We start from the raw sequence: 12,987 nt of genomic DNA on the forward strand, positions 1-12,987 counted from the left end.
AATGTCAGGTCCTTTTTTGTGTTGCCTTGCTACTTTGTACCTAGCTATTAGCATTATGTGCTGGTCATGTGTACAATTAAAGAACACTGAGAAAAGGGAGTGTCATAGATGGATTTAGGATTAACGGGGAAAGCAGCCTTTGTTGCAGGTTCCAGTAAAGGACTCGGCAAGGCAAGCGCAAGGGAGCTGGCACGTGAGGGTGCGAATGTTGTTATTTCTGGACGAAATGAAGCAGAGCTTCAGCGGACTCAGGCCGAATTACAGGAAACAGCGAGTGGTCGCGTTGAATATGTAGTTTGTGATGTAACCAAACCTGAACATATCTCCCAGGCCATTCGCCGTACAGTTGATTGGTTTGGCACCGTCGATATTTTGGTTAACAATGCGGGCGGCCCTCCTGCGGGCACCTTTGATGATTTTACAGACGAAGTATGGATGCAGGCCTTTGAGCAAAATTTACTTAGTCATATCCGGTTGATCCGTGAGGCGTTACCCTATATGAAAAAACAACAAAGTGGTAGAATTTTAAATATCGCCTCATCATCAGTGAAGCAGCCGATTCCGGGCCTGATTATTTCCAATACACTACGTACTGGAGTTGCCGGATTGGCGAAAACATTGTCCATGGAATTAGCCCCATATAATATTCTGGTACATACTGTAGCACCAGGAAGAATTGCAACCGATCGCGTACGTAGCTTGGACGAGCATCGAGCCGAAAAATCCCACCAAACGACGGATCAAGTTCGCAAACAAGCAGAAGAGGGCATTCCGTTGGGACGGTACGGAGAGCCTGAAGAGTTTGGTAAAGTCGTTGCTTTTCTGGCGTCATCGGCTTCATCCTATTTGACTGGCAGCACCATTCTTGTGGACGGCGGAATGATTAAATCACTATAAAAAAATAAAGAAGCGTGCCGCATCAGGTTTAATTGGTGCAGGCACGCTTTTTCATAAGTTATCTAAAAAGAGGTTTAGTTCATTGACTGGTCAGCTCTCGCGGCTTGGAAGTTCGCACCCGTCATCGGTACATACACTAGTTTCATCCTGTTTGGACAAGCTGCCGCTAATCATAGTGAAAGGAGAACGTTCATCCCATGCTTTTTGAAGCGCATCGTGAAATACCTCCTCAGGCTGAGCACCAGAAACAGCAAATTTTCGATCAAATACAAAGAATGGAACACCCTGAACGCCTAACTTAGCACCTTCAGTTTCATCAGCTCTAACTTCGTCGGTAAAGCGGTCACCGGCTAATATGGCAGCGGCTTCGTTATGATCCAAACCAACTTCGGCTGCCAACGCTGCCAGTACTTCATGATCCCCAGTATGCTTGCCTTCCATGAAGACAGCCTGAAATAAACGCTCGCTCAATTCCAGCATTTTGCCTTGTGTGTGAGCCCAATGCGTTAGACGGTGAGCATCGAAAGAGTTTGTCGGCACCATGGCATGAATATTGTACTCCAGACCTGTAGAACGTGCGTTTTCGGTCATGCGATCATTCATGGCATGAGCCTCTTGCAGACTAACGCCATATTTTGCTGATAGTTCCTCATTAATCGTCTTACCACTATCTTTCACAGCATTCGGATTTAATTCAAAACTCTTGAATGTCAATTGAACCTCATCGCGATGTGGGAACTGCTGCAAGACTTGCTCCAAACGGCGTTTGCCAATATAACAGAACGGACACATATAATCAGACCAAACTTCGATATTCATCAGGAAATGCCTCCATATATATATTTTATTGAGCAACTGAGAGTGAATCAGCATACTTTAGTATAAGCGAAAAGGTGAAACTTCATCAGTTACAAAAAGATTATACGGCTATTGCTTTCGATGTGCAAATAATTAATGCTTGTCAAAAAATAAATGCTATGATATTTTATATCTGTAACCGGTTACACAATTGGAGTTGAACCTACATTATGACAACAATTAAGCAGGTAGCAAGTTTTGCAGGTGTTTCCGTGGCGACCGTATCCCGAGTTATTAATGAAACCGGCTATGTCCACGAGGATACACGGCGAAAAGTTGAAGCTGCGGTGAAGCAGCTAAATTACAAGCCTAATGAAGTTGCACGTTCTCTGTATAAAAAGAAATCCAGATTAATCGGCCTGCTGCTGCCGGATATTACAAACCCTTACTTTCCCTTGTTGGCTCGTGGGGTGGAGGATCGAATGCAGGAAAATGATTTTCGTATTATTTTCGGTAATAGTGATGAGGATCGCCAAAAAGAATTAGATTACATGGATACTTTTGTTCAGAATAATGTTGTTGGGGTTATTTCATCTACCAATGACCCTGCTGCCGACTGTTACGCCAAACTGAAAATACCAGTCGTTTTTCTCGATCGGACTTCCAGTGACAGTCTCTCCGTTTATGCGGATGGAGCTCATGGCGGTCGCTTGGCTGCACAGGCTATGGTTGCCCGTGGCAGCAGACAAATTACAGTCATGCAGGGTCCTGCTCATATTCGTCCAGCACAAGATCGTTTTCGCGGGGCAGTGGAAGAGCTTCAGCATTCTGGTATTGCTTACCATATCGTCGAGACAACGTCCTTTTCGTTCAAGGAAGCTGAGTTATGGGCCAAAGAGCTGTTCAGCAAGTATCCGGATACGGACGGAGTTATTGCCAGTAACGATATTGTAGCTACCGCGGTGATGCATGAAGCACATAGATTAGGAAAGAAAATCCCGGAAGATGTTCAAATTATCGGGTTTGATGATATACCATTAAGCAGCTTGTTATTTCCGCCATTATCAACAATCCGGCAGCCTGCTTATGAAATGGGCTGGGAAGCGGCAGGTCTGCTCATTCAATTGATTGAGCAGTCGCAAGCAACGAAGTCAAGTGTACCTAATCTACATTCGAAAGTACTTACCTATTCAAGCATACAATTGCCCGTCAAATTTATCGAACGGGAAACAACGAGAAAGGTGGATCATCATGGCTAAAATTTCGGTTATCGGAAGCAGTTCGATGGACCTCGTAGTTACTTCTTCCAAACGCCCTGGTGCTGGTGAAACGGTATTGGGAGAAAGCTTTACAACCGTACCTGGCGGTAAAGGAGCCAATCAGGCAGTAGCTGCAGCACGACTCGGGGCGGACGTTACGATGATTGGACGTGTAGGAGACGACCATTTGGGACAACAGATTTTACGCAATTTTGAAGAAAATCATGTTCATATTAACTATGTGAAACCGGTTACACATATGGAAAGCGGTACAGCACACATTGTACTAGCCGAGGGTGATAACAGTATTGTCGTGGTAAAAGCAGCGAATAATGAAGTTACACCCGCTTACGTGGAAGAAGCGCTTGATGTTATTCGAAGTTCGGATATTGTATTAATTCAACAGGAAATACCGGCGGAGACGATTGTTTATGTAAGCGAAATTTGTGCGAAGTATCAGGTACCCTTGCTGCTGAATCCAGCCCCGGCTCGTGAGGTGGAAGAAAGCGTAATTGCCAATGCAGCCTACATTACGCCAAATGAGCATGAAGCCGCCATCATGTTTAAGGATATGAGTCTTCAAGAAGCGCTGCGCAAATATCCGAACAAGTTGTTTGTAACGGAAGGCAGCAACGGTGTACGGTTTTTCGACGGAGAACAGGAAGTTGTAGTTCCTACTTACAAGGTCGAAGCCGTGGATACAACAGGTGCAGGAGATACGTTCAACGCTGCTTTTGCGGTGGCACTGGCTGAAGGAAAATCGCTGGCAGACAGTGTGAAATTTGCTAATCGTGCTGCGTCATTGTCTGTTACCAAATTTGGAGCGCAAGGTGGAATGCCAACCCGTCGTGAAGTAGAGGAGCAATTATAATGAAGAAACATGGAATTCTAAACAGTCATATATCCAAAATATTAACGGATCTCGGCCACACGGACTTTATTGTCGTGGCTGATGCCGGCTTACCAGTTCCTGAAGGCGTTACCAAAATTGATTTGGCATTGAAACTGGGTATTCCGTCCTTTCAGGACGTTGTTGATGTCATTGCCGCAGATATGGTGATTGAAAAAGTAACACTGGCTGAAGAAATCAAACAAGAAAATGAACAAGCGTTACAGTATATTATGCGCACCTTTGCAGGAGAGCAAGTAGAGCATTCACAGATCATTCAGCCGACTGCCGTCATTGAGTTTTGCTCACATGAACAATTTAAGACATTAACTCGGCAAGCCAAAGCTGTCATCCGTACAGGAGAGGCTACGCCGTTTGCCAATTGTATTTTACAGGCAGGAGTTCTTTTTGGATAAATTAGTGTTGAATAAAAAAGGGGGGAACAGCATGCAGATTCAAATGAAAGGAATTCACAAAGCCTTTGGAACCAATCAGGTACTAAGTGGTGTTGACTTTGATCTCCGTGAAGGAGAAGTACATGCCCTCATGGGTGAAAATGGTGCAGGCAAATCAACGCTGATGAATATTTTAATCGGACTGCATCGACGCGATGAGGGAACGATCATCATTGACGGTCAGGAAACCTATTTTGCCAACCCCAAGGAAGCGGAGCAAAAAGGAATTGCTTTTATTCACCAGGAACTGAATGTATGGCCAGAGATGACGGTACTGGAAAATCTATTTATCGGCAAGGAAATGACTTCTAAATGGGGATTACTAGATAGCTCTAAAATGAAAGCGCTAGCAAATGAGCAATTTAGCAAGCTTTCAGTAAACCTTCCTTTGAACGGTGAAGCAGGCGAGTGTTCAGTGGGTCAACAACAAATGATTGAAATAGCCAAAGCACTCATGACGGATGCCAAAGTGATCGTAATGGATGAGCCGACAGCAGCCTTAACCGAACGGGAAATACAAAAGCTGTTTGAGGTTATTACTTCCTTGAAAAAAGATGGTGTTTCAATTGTGTATATTTCTCACCGGATGGAGGAGATATTCGCGATCTGTGATCGGATTACCATTATGCGTGACGGAAAAACCGTAGATACTCAAGCGATCCCCGATACGAATTTTGACGAGGTTGTACGGAAAATGGTTGGCAGAGAGCTGACTGAACGCTACCCGGTAAGAACGCCTTCTTTGGGAGAAGTGGTGCTAGAGGTCAAAAACGCATCACATAAAGGTCTATTTGAAAATGTGAATTTTACAGTGCGCTCTGGGGAAATTGTAGGTTTTTCGGGCTTGATGGGCTCGGGACGGACCGAGATCATGCGGTCGTTATTTGGACTGGATACTTTGGATCGTGGTGAGATACACGTACGTGGGAAAAAGGTGTCTATTCGCAAGCCGGATGATGCAGTGAAACTAGGGATTGGCTTCATTACAGAAGATCGAAAAGATGAGGGCTTAGTGCTGGATTTTTCTATTCGGGAAAACATGGTGCTGACGAATCTGTTCAGTTTTACATCAAAAGGATTTATATCAGGCAAAAAAGAGATGGATTTTGTTAATACATTAATTAAGCGCTTACAAATCAAAACCCAATCAGCCGAAGCGACGGTTGGCAGTTTGTCAGGTGGCAATCAGCAAAAGGTGGTTATTGCCAAATGGGTAGGTATCGGTCCCAATGTGCTCATTCTTGACGAACCGACGAGAGGCGTGGATGTAGGAGCCAAACGGGAAATCTACCAGTTGATGAACGAACTGACCGAACGTGGAGTCGCAATTATCATGGTATCCTCAGAGCTTCCCGAGGTACTTGGCATGAGTGATCGTATTGTCGTGGTACACGAGGGGAAGATCAGCGGAGAGCTAAGCAGGGAAGAAGCCACACAAGAAAATATTATGACGCTAGCTACAGGAGGACAGTAATATGACAACTATGAATGAAGCAAAAGGTAGCAAAGGCATTCAAATATCACAAATCACACAGAAGCTTGGCCCATTGTTGGGGCTCATTATTTTGGTGATCATTGTATCGGCCTTAAATCCCAGCTTTTTGGAACCGCTTAATATTTTGAATTTGTTGCGCCAGGTATCTATTAATGCGTTGATTGCGTTCGGTATGACCTTCGTTATTCTTACAGGCGGAATCGATTTGTCCGTTGGCTCTATATTAGCACTATCCAGTGCGTTTGTCGCAAATATGATGTTGGCCGGCTTCGATCCGATTTTGGCGATTATCATTGGCTGTGCATTGGGTGGCGTGATGGGAATGGTCAACGGCTTGATGATTACGAAAGGTAAAATGGCTCCGTTTATCGCCACACTCGCAACCATGACTATTTTTAGAGGATTAACATTAGTTTATACCAACGGTAACCCTATTACGGGGCTCGGAGATAGTCTGGTATTTCAATTATTCGGTCGTGGTTATCAGTTTGGTATTCCGGTCCCGGCGATTACGATGCTCATTACCTTTGCTGCTCTGTGGATCATTCTGCATAAAACACCTTTCGGACGCAAAACGTATGCCATCGGCGGCAACGAGAAAGCTTCGATTGTTTCAGGTATTAAAGTACCACGTGTAAAAATCTGGATTTACTCTTTGGCGGGAATGCTTTCCGCATTGGCGGGTGCTATCTTGACCTCACGCTTGAATTCAGCGCAGCCGACAGCAGGTGCTTCTTATGAACTGGATGCCATTGCGGCTGTCGTATTAGGTGGAACAAGCCTTTCGGGAGGACGCGGACGGATTGTAGGTACATTAATTGGTGTGCTAATCATCGGGACACTAAACAACGGCTTGAATTTGCTGGGGGTTAACTCTTTTTACCAAATGGTCGTAAAAGGAATCGTCATTGCTATTGCTGTATTGATTGATCGTAAAAAATCCGCATAATACACCTAAACTGCATAGAAGGAGACACACAAATATGAAAAAGCTTACATTAATCATGACGGCCTTGCTGCTCCTGCTCATGACAGGGTGTTCCCTGGAACCGCCCGAATGGGCGAAGCCTAAAGCGGCTGCAGACCTGAAGGACATTAAAATCGGCTTGTCGATCTCAACCTTGAATAATCCATTCTTCGTTTCCCTCAAAGACGGAGTTGTTGCAGAGGCCAAAAAGCAAGGATTGCAGGTTATTGTGGTCGATGCACAAAATGATTCTGCGAAGCAAAGTAATGATGTGGATGATCTGATCCAACAGGGAGTAAATGCGTTACTCATTAATCCGACAGATTCGTCGGCTATCTCCACTGTGGTACAGTCAGCGAATGCTTTGAACATTCCTGTAATTACGCTGGACCGTTCCGCTGACAAAGGTGATGTGAAAGCGCTAGTCGCTTCAGACAACGTCGAGGGAGGACGGATGGCTGCCAGATACGTGATTGATCAAGTCGGAAAAGGCGCCAAGGTTATTGAGTTGGAAGGCGTTCCAGGCGCATCGGCTACCCGTGAACGTGGGAAAGGCTTCCATGAAGTGGCAGATAAGGACCTGAAGGTCATCGCCAAGCAGTCGGCTGATTTTGATCGGACCAAAGGTTTGAATGTGATGGAAAACCTGCTGCAAGGCAACCCGGATGTTCAGGCGGTATTTGCCCACAATGATGAAATGGCGTTGGGAGCGATTGAAGCCATTCAAAGCTCTGGTAAGAAAATTCCAGTCATCGGTTTTGATGGTAACGAGGATGCGCTTAAATCAATTAAGGAAGGGAAACTAACAGCCACCGTGGCTCAGCAACCTGAGTTGATTGGACAATTGGCAGTGCAAGCAGCCAAGGATGTACTTCAAGGTAAAACCGTGAAAACATCGATTCCCGCCAAACTGGAGTTAGTGGATCAATCCAAATAAGAATGGGCATGGAAACCAACCTATGAAGCATTCGAACTGATGCAAAGAATACGCATCAGTTCTTTTTTTTTGGATATTTTGCCAAGACGATATATACACATGAATGGAAGTTTTTAATTTTTGTATTGTAAGAAGAGACGGTAAAAGATAGAATAACACTTGTATGATAATGAGAATCACTATCATTTTATGAAGGCATATATCTAAGGAGGACGTATATTGTGCAACAAAAGAACAGATTAAAAAGAGGAATTATGCTTGGTTTTGCCGTTTTTTTGATGGTTGTATTGGCTGCATGTGGAAATGCACCAAGTAGTAACCAGACCAATGACAAGAGTGGAACGGATGCCCTTAACGGACAATCCAAATCAGTTGCCGCGCGCGAATATGTTGATGCCACTGGCAAAAAGATCAGTATCCCTGCAAATCCACAGCGGGTTGTCACGACACAATATTTGGATGAGATGCTGGCTTTAGGTGTTAAACCAGTAGGGGCTGCTTCTCATGTGTTAGAAGGCGACTATTTGAAAGGTAAGATTGACGGGATTGCTGATATTGGGAATCCGACAAATTTGGAAAAGGTATTAGAGCTACAACCTGATCTGATTATAGCAACAGAAGATACCTCGCCAGAAGTGAGGGAGCAACTGGAGAAGATTGCTCCAACCGTAGCCGTTTCTTTTGGAGATGGAGATGTATTTAAGCAGCTGCGGGATGTCGCAGCCGTACTGGGTAAGGACAAGGAAGCCGATCAGTGGATTGCTAGTTTTGACAAAAAGGCTGAAGAAGGTCGAAAAAAGCTGACTGGAAAATTCAAGAAAGATGAAACGATTACCATTTATATGACCTACGGTAAGGACGTGCTGAGAGTGTACGGGGCGCGAAATGTAGGACATGTCATCTACCGTTCACTGGAATTGAATCCTCCAGAGTACATACGTCAGAAGCTCGCAAAGGACCCGAAGTATAACTTTGTATACGATAGCATTTCGATGGAAAAACTGCCTGAACTGTCAGGAGATCGTATTATTATGCTGGTTTACGATGAAGCGACTAAGGACGGAATGTTGAAGGAAATTGAACAAAGTGCGCTGTGGAGAAATCTCCCGGCTGTCAAAAACCACAAAGTGTATTTCATCAAGGCCGATCCTTGGTTTACCTACTCACCACTGGCTATCGATCAATCACTGGATGAGGCCGTTAACATGTTTTCCGTCGAACCTAAATAATCAGCTCATTTAAATAGGAAGGGAGAAGTCTTATGCTAAGACGATTTTTTGAATATTACCGTCCCTACCGGACTTTGTTTATCATTGATTTTACTTGCGCCATACTAGCTGCACTGCTGGAACTGGCTTTTCCACTTGCAGTCAATCGGGTAGTTGATGATTTGCTACCCAGTGGAAATTGGAAATGGATTTTATTTGCCTGTTTATCTTTGCTTGGGATTTATGTCGTAAGCGCCGGATTGAATTATGTCGTTACCTATTGGGGACACAAGCTGGGGATTAACATTGAGTCAGATATGCGTAAAAAGCTGTTTGATCGAGTACAAAAGCAATCCTTTCGCTTTTTTGACAATAACAAAACAGGCCATCTGGTCTCCCGTATGACCAACGATCTGATGGATATTGGAGAGATTGCCCACCACGGACCAGAAGATTTGTTCATTGCACTGATGACTCTGGGCGGGGCTTTCGGTATCATGCTTAGTATTAACTGGAAGCTGGCTGTGCTGACATTCATTATTGTTCCACTGATGATCTACCTGTCTTTGTATTTTAGTCGCAAAATGAATGCTGCATTCCATCGTATGTTTTCTGATATTGCGGATTACAACGCCCGGATTGAAAATAACATTAGCGGTATCCGTGTTGTTCAAGCGTTTTCCAACGAAGCACATGAAATGGATCGTTTTGCTGAGAATAATGGACGGTTTCGTAAAACAAAGCTGATCGCATATCGCATTATGGCATGGAATTCTTCAATTAGCTTTATTCTGATGAAGCTGGTCTCGTTGTTTGTGCTTGTATGTGGAACATGGTTTGTTATTAAGGGGCAGATGTCCTATGGGGAATTTATCGCATTTGTAATGCTGTCCAATGTATTCCTCGCACCCATCAAACAAATTAACTCTGTCATTGAAACGTACCCCAAAGGAATTGCCGGCTTCCGACGTTACTTGGATTTGCTGGAAAGTGAATCTGACGTAGAGGATCTTCCAGGTGCGAAGACCGTTAAGCATCTCAACGGAGATATTCAATTTGAAGGCGTAACGTTTGGCTATGAAAACAAAGACAAGGTACTGCGCAAAGTGGACCTTGCTATTCATGCAGGAGAAACTGTAGCTCTTGTGGGTCCTTCAGGAGCAGGCAAAACGACACTTTGCAGCTTGCTGCCACGCTTCTATGATGTCGAGGAAGGCAGCATTAAGATTGATGGTATGGATATCCGTGAAATGAAGCTGGATTCGCTGCGGTCCATGATTGGAATCGTACAGCAGGATGTATTCCTTTTTGATGGAACGATTCGTGAAAATATCGCTTACGGCAAACTTGATGCTTCAGAAGACGAAATCTGGGATGCTGCCCGTCGAGCCCAGATTGAAGAACTTGTTCGATCCTATCCAGAGGGGCTGGATACGATGATCGGTGAGCGAGGCGTAAAGCTGTCCGGTGGTCAAAAGCAACGTTTATCCATTGCCCGGATGTTTCTGAAAAATCCGCCAATTCTCATTTTGGATGAAGCGACATCGGCATTGGATACAGAGACAGAAGCTGCAATTCAGCAAGCCCTGACAGAGCTATCTCAAGGTCGCACGACACTCGTGATCGCCCATCGTCTGGCAACGATCAAAAATGCTGACCGTATTATTGTAGTTGCAGATCAGGGGATTGCCGAGCAAGGAAAACATGAAGAATTAATGGCTGTAAAAGGTGCATATAGCCGCCTGCACCAAGCTCAGTATGGAACGTAAGAGTCAATTGCGACTTCGTAAATAGAGAGAGGAATGAATGAGTTTGACAAAGAAAATGTGGATTGTGACGATGCTTTTGTCAGTCATTGTCATTCTTAGCGCCTGTAGTGGAAAGGTAAATCAGCCAGACGAAAAGCAAAATCAAGCTTCTGGTGAATCAAAGTTAGCTGCAACGAAAACAGTTAAGACGATTCATGGGGATATTCAGATTCCGGTTCACCCTCAGCGGATTGTAGTAGATATGTACCAGAATGATTTATTAGCATTAGGAATTAAACCTGTGGGAAGTGTTAAATATTATCTGGATAATCCGTTTTCGAAGGATCTTGTACAAGGCATTGCAAGTATTGGAGACCGCGGTAGTGTATCCATTGAAAAAGTATTGGCTCTACAGCCGGATATGATTCTGATTGGTTCCAAGGATGCTTCTGAATATGGAAAATATAGTAAAATTGCTCCGACGATAGTCATCCCTTATGGAACATACAAGAATGTGCATGAGGAACTGACAGCTTTTGGTGAGCTGCTGGGAAAAGAACAGGAAGCCAAAACATGGCTTGCCCAATACGACCAGCGATTGCAAGCTGCACGTGACAAATTAAAGGGAATTGTTCAACCCGGGGATACTTTCACAGTAATGGAAGCCACAGATAAAGAATACTATGTATACGGTGATAATTTTGGCAGAGGAGGACAGGCGGTTTATAGAGGATTGAATTTGACACCTCCACCACTTGTCCAAAAAGAACTATTAGGCGAGACTCAATGGAAGTCAATTTCCAAGGAAGTTATTAATCAATATGCTGGCTCTTACATTTTTCTGACGGTTAACAAGGATTTGAGCGGTTATGAAGGAGACAGCATATGGAAATCACTGAGTGCGGTCCGTAATGGGAAGGTTTTTGAGCTTCAGGAGGATCGATACTGGTACTTCGATCCTATCGCTATTATGGGGCAAGCTGAAGAATTGGCAGATATGATCGTCCAGCGGAATAATGAAAACGTCTCACAGAAGTAATGGTTTCGGTAATGTTGGCAGCCCTTTGGTATTTTTGCCGGAGGGCTTTGTTTTTTCACAAAATAGCAGGGCATTAGAGAATCGTCGAAATTTTGCTATTGAAGCCGTTGCCACATTAATTTACAATAGTAAAGATTGCATGATAATAATTCTCATTATCAAACATTATCTCCACTACAGGTTTTCGTGATACCTACATACTATTCAACAGTAAGGGTGAACCATAGTTATGAAATTATCAGAATCTTCGGATAGTCCTGCTCAAAGTAATCACAATCAGCCGCCGACTCAATTTCACTCGCGGCCATGGGCGGCTTCGCTTATCCTGACAGCCGGATTAGCACTGTTAGCGTTCGGTATCGCTCTTTCTTTATCATTTGGTGCAGCCTCAATCAGATTGGAGGAGGTCTGGAACGCCGTCTTTCATTTTAATCCTGAGCTGCAAAACCATCAAATTATATGGGAAATCCGTCTACCTCGAATTCTGGGTGGTGTGTTAATCGGAGTTTGTTTTGCCGTAGCAGGGGCCATTATGCAGGGAATGACCCGCAATCCGCTTGCGGACTCTGGCTTGCTTGGGCTGAATTCGGGCGCCAGCTTGACGATGGCGATTTGCTTTGCTCTTTTTCCGGGTACTTCCTTTTTGCAGTTAATGTTGTATTCTTTTGTAGGTGCAGCCTTGGCGGTTGTGATGGTCTATGGTACAAGCGCTATTTCCAAATCAGGTATTACGCCAGTTCGTCTTGTATTGGCGGGTGCAGCTGTCACGGCGTTGCTGTCTGCCTTAGGTGATACGATCAGTTTATACTTTAATGTTGGACAGGATTTGGCCTTTTGGTACGCTGGGGGACTTAGTGGAACTAAGTGGGTTCAGCTAGGCATTGTCGTTCCGTGGGTTGTGGCAGCTTTTATCGGTGCTCTCATGTTATCACGCTCTATTACGTTACTTAGTCTAGGCGATGAAATTGCGTTGAGTCTTGGTCAGCGAACTGGGATGGTAAAGATCGCCGGGATGATTCTCGTATTGATCCTGGCAGGTGCCGCGGTATCGCTGGTTGGTTCTATAGGCTTCGTGGGTTTGATTATTCCCCATATTACGCGCAAACTGGTTGGGGTTGATTATCGCTGGATTATTCCTTGTTCGGCTATAATGGGAGCTTTACTTATCGTTTTTGCCGATCTGGCGGCCCGTATGATTAACGCACCTGAGGAAACACCAGTGGGCGTACTTATTGCCTTAATTGGTGTTCCATTCTTCCTTTATCTGGCACGTAAAGAAAGGAGGGCACTGTAAG

12 protein-coding genes are annotated in these 12,987 nt (G+C 44.4%); 11 read left to right on the forward strand and 1 reads right to left on the reverse strand.

Features of this window, described 5'->3' with window-relative positions; all coding sequences use genetic code 11:
• Positions 1-108 precede the first annotated feature (108 nt).
• Positions 109-897 (forward strand): SDR family oxidoreductase, encoded by a 789-nt coding sequence (locus tag ACXHJ2_RS09840; protein ID WP_016820742.1) that lies wholly within the window; start codon positions 109-111, stop codon positions 895-897.
• Positions 898-987: 90 nt separating this feature from the next.
• Here ACXHJ2_RS09840 and ACXHJ2_RS09845 read toward each other — a convergent pair whose 3' ends face one another.
• Complete coding sequence (locus ACXHJ2_RS09845) at positions 988-1,716, reverse strand: DsbA family oxidoreductase (protein ID WP_151255993.1); 729 nt, start codon at positions 1,714-1,716, stop codon at positions 988-990.
• A 209-nt stretch (positions 1,717-1,925) separates the two neighbouring features.
• On the opposite strand from ACXHJ2_RS09845, the gene ACXHJ2_RS09850 reads away from it, so the two are divergent.
• The 10 genes from ACXHJ2_RS09850 to ACXHJ2_RS09895 all read left to right on the forward strand — a co-directional run bounded on the left by ACXHJ2_RS09850 (position 1,926) and on the right by ACXHJ2_RS09895 (position 12,986).
• Entirely contained in the window at positions 1,926-2,954 is a 1,029-nt protein-coding gene (locus ACXHJ2_RS09850) for a LacI family DNA-binding transcriptional regulator (RefSeq protein ID WP_017427745.1), read from the forward strand.
• On the forward strand, positions 2,947-3,825 hold the full coding sequence (gene rbsK, locus ACXHJ2_RS09855; RefSeq protein ID WP_017427746.1) for a ribokinase: 879 nt from the start codon (positions 2,947-2,949) through the stop codon (positions 3,823-3,825). The genes ACXHJ2_RS09850 and rbsK overlap by 8 nt, the downstream gene beginning before the upstream one ends.
• Positions 3,825-4,259 carry a D-ribose pyranase gene (gene rbsD, locus ACXHJ2_RS09860; protein ID WP_165080686.1) on the forward strand — a complete coding sequence of 145 codons (435 nt, stop codon included), beginning with the start codon at positions 3,825-3,827 and terminating at the stop codon, positions 4,257-4,259. The genes rbsK and rbsD overlap by 1 nt, the downstream gene beginning before the upstream one ends.
• A 31-nt stretch (positions 4,260-4,290) precedes the next feature.
• Positions 4,291-5,772: a sugar ABC transporter ATP-binding protein gene (locus tag ACXHJ2_RS09865; protein WP_165080684.1), complete on the forward strand. Its 1,482-nt coding sequence runs from the start codon at positions 4,291-4,293 to the stop codon at positions 5,770-5,772.
• A gap of 1 nt (position 5,773) precedes the next feature.
• Positions 5,774-6,742 carry a ribose ABC transporter permease RbsC gene (rbsC, locus tag ACXHJ2_RS09870; protein ID WP_017427749.1) on the forward strand — a complete coding sequence of 323 codons (969 nt, stop codon included), beginning with the start codon at positions 5,774-5,776 and terminating at the stop codon, positions 6,740-6,742.
• A 34-nt stretch (positions 6,743-6,776) separates the two neighbouring features.
• Positions 6,777-7,697 (forward strand): ribose ABC transporter substrate-binding protein RbsB, encoded by a 921-nt coding sequence (gene rbsB / locus ACXHJ2_RS09875; protein WP_165080682.1) that lies wholly within the window; start codon positions 6,777-6,779, stop codon positions 7,695-7,697.
• A 221-nt stretch (positions 7,698-7,918) separates the two neighbouring features.
• Positions 7,919-8,926 carry an ABC transporter substrate-binding protein gene (locus ACXHJ2_RS09880; RefSeq protein ID WP_165080680.1) on the forward strand — a complete coding sequence of 336 codons (1,008 nt, stop codon included), beginning with the start codon at positions 7,919-7,921 and terminating at the stop codon, positions 8,924-8,926.
• Positions 8,927-8,958: 32 nt separating this feature from the next.
• Positions 8,959-10,674, forward strand: a complete 1,716-nt coding sequence (locus ACXHJ2_RS09885; RefSeq protein WP_165080678.1) for an ABC transporter ATP-binding protein — start codon at positions 8,959-8,961, stop codon at positions 10,672-10,674.
• A gap of 37 nt (positions 10,675-10,711) precedes the next feature.
• Positions 10,712-11,692 carry an ABC transporter substrate-binding protein gene (locus ACXHJ2_RS09890; RefSeq protein ID WP_165080676.1) on the forward strand — a complete coding sequence of 327 codons (981 nt, stop codon included), beginning with the start codon at positions 10,712-10,714 and terminating at the stop codon, positions 11,690-11,692.
• Positions 11,693-11,921: 229 nt separating this feature from the next.
• Positions 11,922-12,986, forward strand: a complete 1,065-nt coding sequence (locus ACXHJ2_RS09895) for a FecCD family ABC transporter permease (RefSeq protein ID WP_017427752.1) — start codon at positions 11,922-11,924, stop codon at positions 12,984-12,986.
• Position 12,987: the final 1 nt, after the last annotated feature.

The organism is Paenibacillus sp. ALE3 (genome assembly GCF_054113405.1).

Coding starts and splice junctions, on each gene's coding strand:
- ACXHJ2_RS09840 (WP_016820742.1), top strand. CDS start 109: ATGGATTTAGGATTAACGGGGAAAGCAGCCTTTGTTGCAGGTTCCAGT.
- ACXHJ2_RS09845 (WP_151255993.1), bottom strand. CDS start 1,716: ATGAATATCGAAGTTTGGTCTGATTATATGTGTCCGTTCTGTTATATT.
- ACXHJ2_RS09850 (WP_017427745.1), top strand. CDS start 1,926: ATGACAACAATTAAGCAGGTAGCAAGTTTTGCAGGTGTTTCCGTGGCG.
- rbsK (WP_017427746.1), top strand. CDS start 2,947: ATGGCTAAAATTTCGGTTATCGGAAGCAGTTCGATGGACCTCGTAGTT.
- rbsD (WP_165080686.1), top strand. CDS start 3,825: ATGAAGAAACATGGAATTCTAAACAGTCATATATCCAAAATATTAACG.
- ACXHJ2_RS09865 (WP_165080684.1), top strand. CDS start 4,291: ATGCAGATTCAAATGAAAGGAATTCACAAAGCCTTTGGAACCAATCAG.
- rbsC (WP_017427749.1), top strand. CDS start 5,774: ATGACAACTATGAATGAAGCAAAAGGTAGCAAAGGCATTCAAATATCA.
- rbsB (WP_165080682.1), top strand. CDS start 6,777: ATGAAAAAGCTTACATTAATCATGACGGCCTTGCTGCTCCTGCTCATG.
- ACXHJ2_RS09885 (WP_165080678.1), top strand. CDS start 8,959: ATGCTAAGACGATTTTTTGAATATTACCGTCCCTACCGGACTTTGTTT.
- ACXHJ2_RS09890 (WP_165080676.1), top strand. CDS start 10,712: ATGAGTTTGACAAAGAAAATGTGGATTGTGACGATGCTTTTGTCAGTC.
- ACXHJ2_RS09895 (WP_017427752.1), top strand. CDS start 11,922: ATGAAATTATCAGAATCTTCGGATAGTCCTGCTCAAAGTAATCACAAT.